The sequence below is a fragment of the Clostridium simiarum genome (genome assembly GCF_018919175.1).
Classification (GTDB): Bacteria; Bacillota; Clostridia; order Clostridiales; family Clostridiaceae; genus Clostridium_L; species Clostridium_L simiarum.
Window position 1 is genome coordinate 368,845 of record NZ_JAHLQL010000002.1, and the last position, 16,011, is coordinate 384,855.

Genomic DNA, 16,011 nt, shown 5'->3' on the forward strand with positions numbered 1-16,011 from the left:
CTTTAGTTATCGCATATTAAGGTACGGTTTGATTTTAGCATAATATTATTTTATAATAATATTTATTAAAACTATTTAAAAAAAAGTTAAAGGAGATTTAAGCGCCATGGATTATAAAACTATTGAGAGTTTTAAAGAAGGCATAATAATAAAAGAAGTAAGTAATTTTGATCCTGTACATATATTTGAATGTGGTCAATGCTTTAGGTGGGATAAAGAAGAAAATGGGAACTACATAGGAGTAGCCTTTGATAGAGTTATAGAAGTAGAAAAAAAAGGTGAAAATGTTGTGATTTATAACTCTACAGAAGAAGATTTTAAAAATATTTGGGAAGATTATTTTGATTTAAAAAGAGATTATGGTAAAATAAAACTTGAATTAGGAAAAGACCCATTATTACAAAAAGCTGTAAAATTTGGTCATGGTATAAGGATACTAAGACAAGATCCTTTTGAAATCACCATATCTTTTATAATATCTGCTAATAATAGGATTCCTATGATAAAAAGAGCTATTAAAAAAATAAGTAGTAAATGGGGAAAAATTATAGAATATAAGGGAAAAACTTATTATGGTTTTCCTAAAATAGAAGATTTAAAGGATGTTTCAATGGAGGAGATTCAAGATTGTGGGGTAGGATTTAGGGCAAAGTACATAAAGGATTCTGTGGATAAGATGTATGATTGCTTAAATCTATCTAGAAGCACAGCGGTTGTTGATAATTTAACAAATATAGAGGAAAAAAATTCAGAAAAATTTAATTTAAACTATATTAAAAGCTGTGATGATGATTTATGCCACATAAACTTGCAAAATTTTTCTGGTATAGGACCTAAAGTGGCGGATTGCATAATGCTATTTTCAATGCAAAAGTACTCTGCTTTTCCTGTAGATGTATGGGTAAAAAGAGCTATGCAACATTTTTATTTAGCACCAGATGTTTCGCTTAAGAAGATTAGAGAATTTGGAAGAAATAAATTTGGGGATTTATCAGGTTTTGCACAACAATATTTGTTTTACTATGCTAGAGAAAATAATATTAAAGTGGAATAAAATGAGAGCTGTTTAACTAGTTATATCTCTTTTAAGACTTATGAAAGTTTTTTAAAATATAGAGTAAAAATAAAAAAGTGAATAAATATAATAAGTAAAATGCAAGAGTAATGTCTTGCATTTTTTAAATTGATAAAAAAATAACAATTATATTCATTATACTGAAAATTTTCAATATAACAACTATTTCAAAGTTGTTACGCTTTTAACATTAACCTGTTATAATAGTATTATACTTATTTAATAATAGGTTAAAGAACTGTATTATAGTTTAACTTTATTAGATTAGTACAATTTAATAGATTATTAAAGAGGGGTGTATAATATGTTTCATTTTGAAACTCAATTAAAAAAACTAAAGCATGAGGTTTTAAGAAATGTAGCAATATTGGCCCATGAAGATAGACTTAATGATGAGAGTTTAGAAAAGATACCTTATGAAATCATTCAAGGGGATAAACCAACTTACAGATGTTGTGTTTATAAAGAAAGAGCTATATTAAATGAAAGAGTTAAACTAGCCATTGGGTGTCTTCCAGATGGAGATCATCCTAAAAGTGAACTTATTAACGTAAATAATAATGGTCAGATAGTATATATAATAGAAGCTGCTTGTGATAGATGTCCTATAAATAAGTATAATGTAACAGAAGCTTGTAGAGGATGTATAGCTCATAAGTGTATGGAGGTCTGTCCGGCCAATGCTATGGTAAAGGTAGGGGGAAAAGCTTATATAAATCAGGAACTATGTAAAGAATGTGGATTGTGTAAAAAGGCATGTCCATATGATGCTATATCAGAGGTTATGAGGCCTTGTAAGGTATCCTGTCCTACTGGAGCTTTAGATGTTAATAAAGAAGATAGAAGAGCTATAATAAAAGAAGAGGATTGTATAAATTGCGGTAGTTGCATGTCAGCCTGTCCATTTGGTGCTATATCAGATAAGAGCTATATAGTACCTGTTGTAAAGGAAGTAACTAAAGAAAACTCCAATATTTATGCCATAGTGGCTCCTGCCATTGCAGGACAATTTGGACCAAAGGTAACTATGGGACAAGTTAGAAATGCTTTTAAAAAAGTAGGATTTAAGGATATGTATGAGGCTGCCTGTGGTGCAGATGCTGTAACTGTACATGAAAGTAAAGAATTTATTGAAAGAATGGAAAAGGGAGATAAGTATATGACTAACTCCTGCTGTCCAGGGTTTATGAGTTTTATAGAAAAGAAGTACCCAGACCAAATAGAGAGAATCTCAACTACAGTATCACCGATGATAGCTACAGCTAGATTTATAAAGGCTAATAATAAGGATGCAAAGGTTATATTTGTAGGACCTTGTGTGGCTAAAAAGAGTGAAGCTTCAAGAGAAGAGTTAAGGGGTTCTGTAGATTATGTTTTAACCTTTGAAGAAATAGTAGCATTAATGGATGCCTTTAATATAGATCCTGAAAACTGTGAAGATATTTTAATAGATGAGGCTTCAGTTTTTGGAAGGGGATTTGCTGCTGGTGGTGGATTAACAGCTGCTATTGAAAATTACGTAGGTGACAGTGGAGTGGAAGTTACATTTAAACCTGTAAAAGTAAGTGGAGTAGCGGAAGTTAAAAAGGCTATGACTATGGCTAAAGCAGGAAGACTTGCAGGAAACTTTATAGAAGGTATGATGTGCGAGGGTGGATGCATAGGCGGACCTGCAACCTTATTACCTCAAATGAAATCTAAAGCCTTATTGGTTAGGTTTAATAACCAAGCAAGTAAGAAGGCGGTTCTTCAAAATGATAAATTAGAGGAATTTGAAAAGATAAATTTAGAAAGATAAAAAGATTTCTAAGCTTCAGAGAGAGTTTTGATTCCCTCTGAAGCTTTATTATTGGATTTTAAAGAAAATAATCATTAGCTTTAGTTGAAGCTTCATTAAAAGGATATTAGTTATTCTAGCATCTGCTAAATGAGCATTTATTAAAGCTAACCCTATTTAAATAATGTAGGACTAAAATAAGTAAGATGTAAGTTGTGATAATTCTATAAATTACTTTCTTTTTTTACTTTTATGTATAAAAAATAGTACTAGGCTGAAAATACACATTATGAATAATATAAGTATGGCTTCATGAAGGAAAAATTTTTCGGGTAATACATTTATAATAGGATCTTTTACTGGATCAAATAACCAGTAATCATTTGAAAAAAAGATCTCATGGAATTTAGTAAAGGTTTTATCAAAACTTATTACAAAGGGTATGAATAAGAGTAAAGGAATCATTATAAGCATTGAATAGCTATACTTTAAAAATGAAAAATCTTTTATCTTTAACAAATAAGCTATAGTTATTAAAGATAAGGCAAAAGTTATAACCCATAAAAAGCTTATTTTATTAAATAAATTTTTTACATCTATAAAGTGAACTCTTCCTTCCTGTGACATGGGAAAGTCTTTAAATTCTAGATTTTTTTTATTAAAAGGACTTAGGTAATCAATAAGAATATCGTAGTTTTTTAATATCTTTTCTTTAGGCATGTTAACTTCGGCGCTTATATTTAAATTATCCACGTCAAAACTATATAAGGGCTTAAAGTTTAATGAAAAGATTATTGAGGAACATAATAAAAATAATGCTAAAGATAATCCTGCGAAAAAAGAAATAAGTTTTTTCCTTGATTTCATAGTAACACCCCCTAATATCAATAAAGTTATGTAATTAAATAAAATAATAGTATTTTGCATTAGATAATTATTTAGTACAATGAATAATTATTAAAGGAAAAGCCTATAATTATATACAGATTCTATTATAATATGAAATTTTAACTTATAAAATAGTACAAAGAATAAAAATGGAGAAATTATGAGTAATAGCTATAAAAATGAAGCTATTCTTAGATTATTTCCAATATTACGGGTTTTAGATAATTGAGTATATTTGAATTTATATCTTTTATTCTTTATTATAATAATTGTATTAGCACTCGATAGTGATGAGTGCTAATAAAGAGGTAATCAATTAATTTATATAAAATTAAATACTTAAGGAGGGGTTTAAATGAAAATTAGACCACTTGGAGACAGAGTTGTAATTAAAAGACTAGAAGCAGAGGAAAAAACTAAAAGTGGCATAGTTCTAACTGGTACAGCAAAGGAGAGACCTCAAGAAGCTGAGGTAGTAGCAGTAGGACCTGGTGGATATGTAGACGGAAAAGAAATCAAAATGGAAGTAACTGTTGGAGATAAAGTTTTATTCTCTAAGTACGCAGGTACAGAAGTTAAAATGGACGGAGAAGAGTATACTATTTTAAAGCAAGACGACATATTAGCTATAGTTGAATAGTATCATGTCCTAATACAGTATATTATTTCAGGAGGGTGATTAGAAATGGCTAAGAGTATTATATTTGGTGAAGAAGCAAGAAGATCTATGCAAAAAGGCGTGGACATTTTAGCTGATACTGTTAAAGTTACTTTAGGACCAAAGGGAAGAAATGTGGTTTTAGATAAAAAATTTGGTTCTCCTTTAATAACAAATGATGGAGTTACCATAGCAAGAGAAATAGAGCTTGAAGATCAATATGAAAATATGGGAGCTCAACTAGTTAAAGAAGTTGCAACTAAAACTAATGATGTAGCAGGAGATGGTACTACTACAGCTACATTACTTGCTCAAGCTATAATAAGAGAAGGTTTAAAAAATGTTACAGCTGGAGCTAACCCAATGCTTGTAAGACAAGGTATTAGAATGGCTGTAGAAAAATCTGTAGATGAAATCCAAAAGATTTCAAGACCAGTAGAAGGAAAAGAAGATATAGCTAGAGTTGCTGCTATATCAGCTGCAGATGAAGAAATTGGAGTACTTATAGCAGATGCCATGGAAAAGGTAGGCAATGAAGGTGTTATCACTGTAGAAGAGTCAAAATCCATGGGAACAGAGCTAGATGTAGTTGAAGGTATGCAATTTGACAGAGGATATGTAAGTCCTTATATGGTTACAGATGCTGAAAAGATGGAAGCTGTTTTAGATGATCCATATATATTAATAACAGATAAAAAGATAACAAATATACAAGAAATATTACCAGTGCTTGAGCAAATAGTTCAAACAGGTAAAAAGCTTCTTATAATATCTGAAGATATTGAGGGAGAAGCAATGGCTACATTAGTTGTTAACAAACTAAGAGGTACATTTACTTGTGTTGGAGTTAAGGCACCAGGATTTGGCGATAGAAGAAAAGAAATGCTTGAAGATATAGCTATACTAACAGGAGGAGAAGTTGTATCAGAAGAGCTAGGAAAAGATTTAAAGGATACTACATTAGAAATGCTTGGAAGAGCTGAAAGTGTAAGAGTTTCTAAAGAAAACACTACTATAGTAAATGGTAGAGGAGACAAAAAAGCAATACATGATAGAGTAGCTCAAATCAAAATTCAATTAGAAGAAACTACATCAGAGTTTGACAAAGAAAAGCTTCAAGAAAGATTAGCTAAACTTGCTGGTGGAGTTGCAGTTATAAAAGTTGGAGCTGCTACTGAAACTGAATTAAAAGAAAGAAAATTAAGAATAGAAGACGCTCTAGCAGCAACTAAAGCTGCTGTAGAAGAAGGAATAGTTGCAGGTGGTGGAACAGCTTATATAAATGTTTTAAATGAAGTAAGTAAGCTAACTACTGAAGATTCAGATATACAAGTTGGAATTAACATAATAGCTAGAGCTTTAGAAGAACCAATGAGACAAATAGCTATAAACGCTGGAGTTGAAGGTTCAGTTATAATTGAAAAAGTTAGACATAGTGAAGTTGGTGTAGGATACGATGCTCTTAGAGGAGAATACGTAAATATGCTAAAGGCTGGAATAGTAGACCCAACTAAGGTTACAAGATCAGCACTTCAAAATGCAGCATCAGTAGCTTCTACATTCTTAACTACAGAAGCAGCTATTAGTGAAATTCCAGATAATAACCCACAGCCAATGCCAGGTGCAGGAATGGGAATGGATGGAATGTACTAAGATTAATTTGTTTTTTAAAGGTGTTTTGGATTACCAAAACGCCTTTTTATTTTTTGGAAGATTAATATATTATGTATAATAAGTTAAAATAAGGTTAGGATTATAGTTAAGATTACACTTAATAGAAAGGTTTATATTATGGAAGTTATGGTTTTTATTTTAGGGGCTATTGTTGGTAGTTTTTTAAATGTGTGTATTTATAGGATTCCAAGAGAGGAATCTATTTCTTATCCATTTTCCCATTGTATTAATTGTGGCAATAGAATAAAAGCTTATGATTTGATACCTATATTAAGCTATGTATTTTTAAAGGGAAGGTGTAGATTCTGTAAAGAAAGAGTATCTATTATATATCCATTCATAGAGACTTTAACAGCTTTTATTTTTTTAATTGCTTATATAAAATTTGGATACACTTTTTACTTTTTTAAATACATGGTCATGAGTAGTTTTTTTATAGTAATATCTTTTATAGATATAAAATATCAGGATGTGTATTCTATTACAGTTTATCCACCATTAATATTAGCTTTAATCTTTTCTGTTTTAGAAAAGATTATTTTTAATTATAATCCATGGAATTATATATTAGGAGCTTTATTTTCAGCTCTAATAATGTTCATTATTTTTTACTTTACAAAAGGCATAGGGGCAGGAGATATAGAAATTGCTGCTTTAGCTGGAGGTGTTTTAGGAATAAAATATACTCCAATTATACTTATATTATCATTTATATTTGGAGCTATAATAAGTATTTTTTTGATTTTGATTAAAGTTAAAAATAGAAAAGATTCTGTAGCCTTTGGACCTTTTATAGCATTAGCGTGCTTTAGTGTAATTTTTTATGTTAATCATATTTTAGATTGCTACATTAAGCTTATTAAAAATATATATGGAATGTTATAAAAATATAAGGAGGGTTATAAAGTGAAAACATTATTAAATAAAAAAAGAAAGAAAAAAGGTTTTACGCTGATAGAAATTATAATAGTATTAGCTATTATAGGAATATTAGTAACGTTGATCATGCCTAAATTTGGTAATATAACTAGTGATGCAAAGGTGAAGGCTGACTTTGCAAATGCCAAGATTATACATGATGCAACTGCAGCGTTATTAGCACAGGATAAGTTTACTTCAGAAGAAATTAAAAAAATGGAGACCTCAACTAAAGTTGAAGAGATTACTTCGCTAAAAGATTACCTCCAAACTATCCCTAATTCAAAATCAGCCAAGGGCAAAGATTTCAATATTATGGTAAAAAAAGTAGGAACTAATAACGAAAAGATTTCTGTAATAATTAATGGAACAGAAGTGTATCCTACTTTAAATGAAGATTACAAGTAAAATTTTAATTATAATAACAAGGATTTAAGGTTAAGCTTTATTTTCTACTTTTCTTTTACCTTTGGCTATTTAGTTTATTTTTGCTATTGCATTTACTCTTATGTTGAAGTATAATACTAACAAATATTTAATTAAAGAAATTTTTCTTGCATTATGCTAATTTAAATGCAAGAAAAACTGCAACTCATATATCCCCAAAATAAGGTTGGGAGTATCTACCGAATACCATAAATATTCGACTATGAGTGGAAATTAATCTATGTTTTTGAAAGCATATTAATTTTCACTTATATAAAAGTGAGGACTAATATGCTTTTTTATCTTATCCAATGAATGAATTAATTCACATTATTTCTAACTTTAACATTGTAGATTAAAATATATTTAAAATATAAACTATGGAAAGGAAGATTAATTATGGCTAAAATATGGAAAACAGCTTATACTTTTGATGATGTGCTTTTAATACCAAACAAATCCGAGATACTACCTAGAGATGTGAATTTAAGTACTGAACTTACTAAAAAAATAAAATTAAATATACCTTTGATAAGTGCAGGTATGGATACTGTAACTGAATCAAAGATGGCAATCGCTATAGCTAGAGAAGGTGGAATAGGTATAATCCATAAAAATATGACTATTGAACAGCAAGCAAGTGAAGTAGACAGAGTAAAAAGACAAGAAAATGGGGTAATAAAGGATCCTTTCCATCTATCAGCAGAACATACTATAGAGGATGCAGATAGGCTAATGGCTAAATATAGGATATCAGGAGTTCCTATAACTAAAGAGGGTAAATTGGTTGGTATAATTACTAATAGAGATATTATATTTGAGAATGATTTTAGTAAAAAGATAGAAGAGGTTATGACTAAAGAGAATTTAATAACAGCTTCAGAGGGAACTACTATGGAAGAAGCTAAAAAATTATTAAAGACTCATAAAATTGAAAAGCTTCCTTTAGTAGATGAAAATTTTAATCTTAAAGGACTTATAACTATTAAAGATATAGAAAAGGCAATAAAATTTCCTAATGCAGCTAAAGACTCTCAAGGGAGATTATTATGTGGTGCCGCAGTTGGTGTTACCTCAGATATGATAGAAAGAGTAGATGCATTAGTTAAGGCTGGAGTAGATATAATAACTATAGATACAGCTCATGGCCATTCAAAAGGTGTTTTAGAAGGTGTTAGAAAGATAAAGAGTATTTATCCAGAACTTCAAATTATTGCTGGAAATGTTGCTACTGGAGAAGCTACAAAGGATCTTATAGAAGCTGGAGCAGATTGTATAAAGGTTGGTATAGGACCAGGATCTATATGTACTACTAGAGTAGTAGCAGGAGTAGGGGTTCCACAATTAACTGCAGTTATGGATTGTGTAGAAGAAGCTGAAAAGCATGGTATTTCTGTAATAGCTGATGGTGGCATAAAATATTCTGGAGATATAGTAAAGGCTTTAGCAGCAGGAGCTAAGGCTTGTATGATGGGATCTTTGTTTGCAGGTTGTGATGAGTCTCCAGGGGAAACAGAGATATATCAAGGAAGAAATTATAAAGTTTATAGAGGCATGGGTTCTTTAGGAGCTATGGCTTGCGGAAGTAAAGATAGGTACTTCCAAGAAGGAAACAAGAAGCTCGTACCAGAAGGTGTAGAAGGAAGGGTAGCTTATAAAGGATATGTAGCAGATACTATATATCAATTAGTAGGTGGAATACGTTCAGGTATGGGATATTTAGGATCAAAAACATTAGTAGATTTATATAAAAGTGCCATTTTTGTAGTACAGACAGCTGCAGGATTTAGAGAAAGTCATCCTCATGATATAAACATCACAAAAGAAGCTCCAAACTACAGTGTAAATCAGTAAAAATATACAACAATTCTAAATTTAGGAGGATTACATGAATAAGGATTTAGTATTAGTAATAGATTTTGGAGGACAATATAATCAGTTAATAGCTAGAAGAGTTAGAGAATGTGGCATATACTGTGAAATAGTTCCTTACAGCCACACTATAGAAAAGATAAAGGAAAAGTCCCCTAAGGGTATAATATTTACCGGAGGACCTAATAGTGTTTATGGTGAAGAGTCACCAAGGATAAATGAAGAAATATTTAATATGGGAGTGCCTATATTAGGTATTTGCTATGGAGATCAACTTATGTCTCATGTTTTAGGTGGAGAGGTTAAATCTGCCAGTACAAGAGAATATGGTAAAACTGCCATAGATATAGATAATGAAAGTCTATTATTTAAAGGTATTGATAAAGAAAATGAATGTTGGATGAGTCATACAGATTATATATCTAAAGCGCCAAAAGGATTTAAAATCATAGCTAAAACCTCTAAATGTCCTATAGCAGCCATGGTCAATGAAGAAAAGTCATTATATGGAGTTCAATTTCATCCGGAAGTAGAACATACTCCTTTTGGAAGAAAAATGCTAGAAAACTTCCTATATAATATATGTAACTTAAAGAAAAGTTGGGATATGGCATCCTTTGCAGAGGATAAAATAAGAGAGATAAAAGAAATTGTTGGAGACAAAAAGTTAATATGTGCACTATCAGGAGGGGTAGACTCTTCTGTAGCAGCAGTATTAGTTCATAAAGCTGTAGGCAAGCAACTGACTTGCATATTTGTAGATCACGGCTTACTCAGAAAAGATGAGGGAGATAATGTAGAGAAAATATTTAAAGAGCAATTTGATATGAATCTTATAAGGGTTAATGCAGAGGAAAGATTTTTAGGAAAACTTAAGTCAGTATCAGAGCCTGAAAAAAAGAGAAAAATAATAGGTGAAGAGTTTATTAGAGTTTTTGAAGAAGAAGCTAATAAGCTAGGAGATATAGACTTTTTAGTTCAAGGTACTATATATCCAGATGTAGTAGAAAGTGGAACGGATACTTCAGCAGTAATAAAGAGTCACCACAATGTAGGTGGACTTCCTGAGGATATGGACTTTAAGCTTATAGAACCTTTAAGGGAACTATTTAAAGATGAGGTTAGAGCTGTAGGAGAAGAAATAGGTATACCTCATCACTTAGTATGGAGGCAACCTTTCCCAGGACCAGGTCTTGCTATAAGAGTTTTAGGTGAGGTTACAGAAGAAAAATTAAGTATAACTCGAGAAGCAGATGCTATAATGAGAGAAGAGGTTGCAAAAGCTGGACTTGAAGAGAGTATTTGGCAGTACTTTGCATGCCTACCTAACATACAATCTGTAGGAGTAATGGGAGATGAGAGAACCTACTGTCATACTGTAGCGTTAAGAGCGGTTACATCTTCAGATGGAATGACTTCAGATTGGGCTAAAATACCTTATGAGGTATTAGACAAAATATCAAGAAGGATAGTAAATGAAGTTAAAGGGGTAAACAGAATTGTTTATGATATAACTTCAAAACCACCTTCAACTATTGAGTGGGAATAAAATTTAAAAAAGAAGCCTTAGTTTTTAATAAACTAGGGCTTTTTCTTTTTAAATATATATTTTTTCTTTCCTTTATGGGCATCAGTATAATAAGTTTATGGCAGTAAGTAGTTATTGTTTGTCTTTGTAAATAGCTATAATAAAGTTTTGAAAAAGGAATATTGACAATATAATTATACTTATTTGTATTTTTATATGTACACACTAAATTATAGTTAATGGAATAATTAGAAGATAAGAAATTAGAATTTGTATTTGCAAATAGGCTTGCTTAAATGTAGTTAAATTAATTTATGGCGAAATGTATATACAAATAAATAATAGCCCAAAAATAACCATATTTACAATTTCAAGTTAATATGATAATGAACAGAAAATAATTACTTAAAAAGAAGGAGTTTCCGTAAAAATACAGAATACAAATATTGTAAAAAATATTATAAACGGAAAAGGAGATGTTCATATGTTAAAAAAGAAGTTAGCATTGGGTTTAGCGGTAATGTCTTGCGTTAGTGTTCTTACATTTGTTAAGCCATCAGAGGTTTTTGCTAAAACCACAGATAAGATGAAGGTAGAAGTAAGAGAAGATAAAAAGGATTTTGTAAAGGCACAATATGCTCTAGAAACAGGAATTGTAACAGCTACTAGCGGATTAAATGTAAGAAGTGGGCCAGGAACTAACTATGAAAAAATAGGATTCCTATATTACGGTGAAGACGTGATAATACGTAAAAGTGATAACGGATGGAAATATGTAAGTTATTTAACTCCTAATGGAGTAACTAAATATGGTTGGGTATCAGGTCAATATATTAATAAAATTGCGATAGGTGATCAATAAATTCATATAGCTCTGCTTATTTGTATTTATATGTACACACTAAATTAAAATTAATGGAATGTATAGACGATAAAGGGGTATAGAATTTGCATTTGCAAATTAAGCTTGCTTAAATGTAGGTAAATTAATTTATGTTGAAATTTATATACAAATCAATTGATCAAATAATAGCTTAAAAATAATTATATTCATAATTTCAAGTAAATCCCAACAATAACTAGAAATAAATTGATTAAAAAGAAGGATTTACCATAAAAAGTGTAGAATATAAATATTATAAAAGAATATTATAAACGGAAAAGGAGATGTTCATATGTTAAAAAAGAAATTAGCATTAGGTTTAGTGGTAATGTCTTGCGTTAGTGTTCTTACATTTGTTAACCCATCAGAGGTTTTTGCTAAAACCACAGATGAGATGAAGGTAGAAGTAAGGGAAGATAAAAAGGACCTTGTAAGGGCACAATACGCTCTAGAAATAGGTATTGTAAGAGCTGCTAGTGGATTAAATGTAAGAAGTGGGGCAGGTGCAAATTACGAAAAAATAGGTTTTGTATATTACGGTGAAGAAGTGACGATACGTAAAAGGGATGGTGGATGGACATATATAAGCTACCTTACTTCCAGTGGAGGAGTTAAATATGGTTGGGTAGCAAGTCAATATATTGAGGGAACTGGGAGATATGACCAGTAAATCATAACTATAATAGAAAAGACATGTGTAAAAGAGCAGGTACAAAACTACCTGCTCTTTTTCATATAATCATTGTTAAAAATATTTAACTCACTCGTGGATAGGTTATTGATTTTTTAGCAATGTTTCAGGTTATTGATTAGCCCAAATAATTTCAGGAAAAGGAGGTTTTAGACTAAGAAGGATAAAGACTTTTTTCTTTTGTAATTATATGATTAAAGCACCTGGAAACGTGTTTAAAATAAGCATTATATAAGATAACTATAGATAAATTAATATTAAGTATAAAGTAATAAAGAAGTTAATATTATTAATTTTATAAAATATGCAGGAAAAATACCGGAAAACTATTAGGATGTAACAAAAAAATAATATGGAAATAGGCTTTACATAAAATTAAATTTATGATATAAATTTTTAATATAAACTCAAATATGAAAAAAAATTAGAAGTTCGTAGATAATTAAGGTGTAAGACAATGATTTGTCATTAAAAGGAGAAAAATTTTAATAAAACCGTTAAAATAATAAAATTGACAGAGAATTTGATATATGCTAATATAGATTTATCTAATTAATTGTTAACACGTTAAAATTTATTCATTTTTAACTAGATATTTCAAACATATTGAGCAATTCAGTGGGTTATCCATGTTAACAGTTTATTAATAACATAATTTCATTAGAATTCTAACCTATTTTATATTATCATTTGTTTTTCCAATTTGATTTATCAGAATTTTTAATATGTTTTTATTATTTGATATAATGTAATATTAAACTAAGTTAAGTTCATTGTTTCTGTAAAATACTAGTAGATGGGGATGTTTTATAGAAACAATGTTATTTAAATAAAATAATATAGAAAGATAAAGAGGGGGAAAGTTTATGAAAAGAAATAAGCTTCTTGCTACATTAGCTGGAGTTACCACTTTAGCAGTAACATTAACAGCTTGTGGTAGTAAAGAACCTGCACAAGATGAAGGAAAAAAAGTAGAAGGTGACTTAACAAATAAAACAACTGAAGTTATAAAGGCTGAAGATCCTTCAAAAAGCCCAGACACAGCTAATAGCAGAAAAGATACTATAGTTATAGGGATAGACGATACAAAAGGAGTATTTAATCCACTTTATGCTAAAACGGCATATGATCAATATGTAGTTAAAGCTATGTTTGCTTCTATAATGGATGTTAAACTTGATGGAAGTCTTGAACCTGCTTTAGGTGATGTTAAAGCCTCAGAAGACTTAAAGACCTATACTATCACTTTAAAGGATGGATTAAAGTGGAATGATGGAAAACCAATAACAACTGATGACATAGAGTTTAGCTTTATGGTTTTGAGTGATAAAAAATTTGATGGTAACTTTGATATGCCAAACTTAAATGTAAAAGGCTGGAGAGAATATAATGAAGGAACATCAGATAAGATTTCTGGTTTAGAAAAAGTTGATGATAAAGTTATTAAAATTCATCTAGAAGAGCCTAACTCAGCGGCTTTATATGATGTTGCAATAAGACCAATACCTAAGCACTTCTATTCACAATATTATAGCCAAGGTGAAGCGGACAAGCTTATGCAAGTTCATAGAGCACCTGGGGTGTTCTCAGGACCATATAAATTAAAAGACTTTAAACAAGGACAAAGTGCAACCTTAGAGGCTAATGAGAATTACTATAAAGGAAAGGCAAAGATTCCTAATTTAATATATAAAGTTACAAATAAACAGACTGCGATGCAACAGTTAGAAACTGGAGAAGTTGATATGAACATTCTAACAGTTAATCCAGAAAATATTGAACAAGCTAAGGGCAAAGGATTCTTAGATCTAAGCATATATCCTACAAATGGATATGGATATATAGCTTTTAATCACAGAAATGAAGCTTTAAAAGATCAAAAGGTTCGTCAAGCCTTAACCTTTGGTTTAGATAGAAAGGCTATAGTAGATAATGTTTATAAAGGATATGCAGATGTTATTAATATCCCAGAAAGTAAAGTTTCATTGTACTTTACTGATGATGTAGAAAAATATGAGTACAATGCAGAAAAAGCTAACCAGTTACTTGATGAAGCAGGATGGAAGAAAGGTTCTAGTGGAATCAGAGAAAAGGATGGAAAGAAACTTACATTGAAATTCTTAGCTTCTACACCAAATGAGGTTAATGAAGCTATAATTCCTATAGCTAAAGAAAATTATAAAGCTCTAGGTATAGAGTTTAACCCAGAACAAATGGATTTTAATACTATAAGTACTAAAGTAGAAGATGAAAATGCTGATTATGATATGTACTTCATGGCTTGGGGATTAACTCCAGAGCCAGATTCAAGTGCTATATTTAAAACTAAAGGTGCTTTAAATAGAAATGGATACTCAAATCCAAAGATTGATGAATTGTTATCAAAAGGAACTAAGACTAATAAATTCGAAGAAAGAAAGAAAGTATATCACGAGTTTTATAAAGAAGTAAACAAAGATCTTCCATATATATTCGTTTATCAAAGAAGAGATATGTGGGCTGTTAACGCAAGAGTTAAGGGTGTAAATATATCTCCATATAGAGACTTTACTTATGACTTAGATAAATATGAGTTACAACAATAATTAATTTATTATGTGCCCGGTAATCCGGGCACATTTAGGATATATTATTTGGAATGGGGGATAAATAATGAGGCAATATATAATTAGAAGGCTTCTACAAATGATACCAGTTATATTGGGGGTATCTATACTTTTATTTACGATTTTTGCCCTAGCGCCAGGAGATGTTGTAAGCGCCGAAAATCCAAAAATGAGCGAAGAGAGAAAACAAGAATTAAGAAGACAATATGGATTAGAGGGAACTATACCAGAAAGATACATAAATTGGGCGTCAAAGGCTATTAAGTTTGATTTTGGAACATCAATAAAACATCAAAGTCCAGTTAAGGAAGTAATAAACTCTTATGTTTGGAATTCATTTATTTTATCAATAACATCATTTATAGTAAGTGTTATATTAGCAGTGCCCATAGGAGTAATTTCCGCTACTAAGCAGTACTCCGGATTTGATATGTTTTTTACTGTTTTTGCTTTAATTGGAATTTCCATACCATCGTTCTTCTTTGGTATGTTACTTATAAAACTGTTCGCTGTGGATTTAAGATTGTTCCCTGTGTCGGGCATGACATCCCTTGGAGGGAATAGAACAGGAATTGCTCATGTGTTAGATGTTATGAAACATATGTTCTTACCGTTTATAGTTTTAACATTAAGTGGTGTAGCTTCACTTATGAGGTATACTAGAACTAGTATGCTTGAGGTTATAAGACAGGATTATGTAAGAACAGCTAGGTCTAAGGGGTTAAGTGAAAAAGTTGTAGTATACAAGCATGCTCTAAGAAATGGTTTAATACCAGTTATAACTATGTTAGGGTTCTATTTACCAAGTTTGTTTGGTGGAGCTATCATCACAGAGCAAATATTTGTATGGCCTGGTATAGGTAAGGTAGCTATAGAAGCTATTAATGGAAGAGACTACCCTCTATTGATGGGATTTGAAATGCTTTTGGCGATACTAACGTTATTTGGTAATCTTATTGCAGATATCACATATGCATTAGTAGATCCAAGAATTAGACTTAAATAGGGGGTGAGG

At 30.5% G+C, this 16,011-nt stretch carries 13 protein-coding genes and 1 riboswitch; of the genes, 12 read left to right on the forward strand and 1 reads right to left on the reverse strand.

Translation table 11 applies throughout. The features are described 5' to 3' along the window. The first annotated feature begins 106 nt into the window (after nucleotides 1–106). Together KQI89_RS09660 and KQI89_RS09665 are read left to right on the forward strand one after the other, a co-directional pair. Nucleotides 107–1,054 carry a DNA-3-methyladenine glycosylase family protein gene (locus KQI89_RS09660; RefSeq protein ID WP_216456925.1) on the forward strand — a complete coding sequence of 316 codons (948 nt, stop codon included), beginning with the start codon at nucleotides 107–109 and terminating at the stop codon, nucleotides 1,052–1,054. Between the two features lie 325 nt (nucleotides 1,055–1,379). Further along, entirely contained in the window at nucleotides 1,380–2,873 is a 1,494-nt protein-coding gene (locus KQI89_RS09665; protein WP_032120650.1) for a 4Fe-4S dicluster domain-containing protein, read from the forward strand. A 210-nt stretch (nucleotides 2,874–3,083) separates the two neighbouring features. On the opposite strand, the gene KQI89_RS09670 is transcribed toward KQI89_RS09665, so the two are convergent. Beyond that, a complete protein-coding gene (locus KQI89_RS09670; RefSeq protein ID WP_216456926.1) occupies nucleotides 3,084–3,719 on the reverse strand; it encodes a TIGR01906 family membrane protein in 636 nt (211 codons plus the stop codon). 376 nt (nucleotides 3,720–4,095) lie between these two features. Between KQI89_RS09670 and groES the strand changes: the two genes are divergently transcribed. The 10 genes from groES to KQI89_RS09720 all read left to right on the forward strand — a co-directional run bounded on the left by groES (nucleotide 4,096) and on the right by KQI89_RS09720 (nucleotide 16,002). After that, entirely contained in the window at nucleotides 4,096–4,380 is a 285-nt protein-coding gene (gene groES / locus KQI89_RS09675) for a co-chaperone GroES (protein WP_032120652.1), read from the forward strand. 45 nt (nucleotides 4,381–4,425) lie between these two features. Next, nucleotides 4,426–6,051, forward strand: coding sequence for a chaperonin GroEL (gene groL, locus KQI89_RS09680; RefSeq protein WP_032120653.1), 1,626 nt, complete (start codon nucleotides 4,426–4,428; stop codon nucleotides 6,049–6,051). A 138-nt stretch (nucleotides 6,052–6,189) separates the two neighbouring features. Then, nucleotides 6,190–6,957 (forward strand): prepilin peptidase, encoded by a 768-nt coding sequence (locus tag KQI89_RS09685; RefSeq protein ID WP_216456927.1) that lies wholly within the window; start codon nucleotides 6,190–6,192, stop codon nucleotides 6,955–6,957. A 21-nt stretch (nucleotides 6,958–6,978) separates the two neighbouring features. Further along, the gene (locus tag KQI89_RS09690) at nucleotides 6,979–7,398 is read left to right on the forward strand and encodes a prepilin-type N-terminal cleavage/methylation domain-containing protein (protein WP_216456928.1); all 420 of its coding nucleotides are present in this window, start codon (nucleotides 6,979–6,981) and stop codon (nucleotides 7,396–7,398) included. 164 nt (nucleotides 7,399–7,562) lie between these two features. Then, nucleotides 7,563–7,660: riboswitch (purine riboswitch) on the forward strand. Between the two features lie 155 nt (nucleotides 7,661–7,815). Further along, nucleotides 7,816–9,270, forward strand: coding sequence for an IMP dehydrogenase (gene guaB / locus KQI89_RS09695; RefSeq protein ID WP_216456929.1), 1,455 nt, complete (start codon nucleotides 7,816–7,818; stop codon nucleotides 9,268–9,270). A gap of 34 nt (nucleotides 9,271–9,304) precedes the next feature. Next, nucleotides 9,305–10,837, forward strand: a complete 1,533-nt coding sequence (guaA, locus tag KQI89_RS09700) for a glutamine-hydrolyzing GMP synthase (RefSeq protein ID WP_216456930.1) — start codon at nucleotides 9,305–9,307, stop codon at nucleotides 10,835–10,837. 463 nt (nucleotides 10,838–11,300) lie between these two features. Continuing rightward, entirely contained in the window at nucleotides 11,301–11,678 is a 378-nt protein-coding gene (locus KQI89_RS09705; protein ID WP_216456931.1) for an SH3 domain-containing protein, read from the forward strand. A 313-nt stretch (nucleotides 11,679–11,991) separates the two neighbouring features. Further along, nucleotides 11,992–12,369: an SH3 domain-containing protein gene (locus KQI89_RS09710; protein WP_216456932.1), complete on the forward strand. Its 378-nt coding sequence runs from the start codon at nucleotides 11,992–11,994 to the stop codon at nucleotides 12,367–12,369. 887 nt (nucleotides 12,370–13,256) lie between these two features. After that, nucleotides 13,257–14,975 (forward strand): ABC transporter substrate-binding protein, encoded by a 1,719-nt coding sequence (locus tag KQI89_RS09715; protein WP_032120665.1) that lies wholly within the window; start codon nucleotides 13,257–13,259, stop codon nucleotides 14,973–14,975. Between the two features lie 67 nt (nucleotides 14,976–15,042). Continuing rightward, nucleotides 15,043–16,002, forward strand: coding sequence for an ABC transporter permease (locus tag KQI89_RS09720; protein WP_216456933.1), 960 nt, complete (start codon nucleotides 15,043–15,045; stop codon nucleotides 16,000–16,002). The last annotated feature ends 9 nt before the right edge of the window (nucleotides 16,003–16,011 follow it).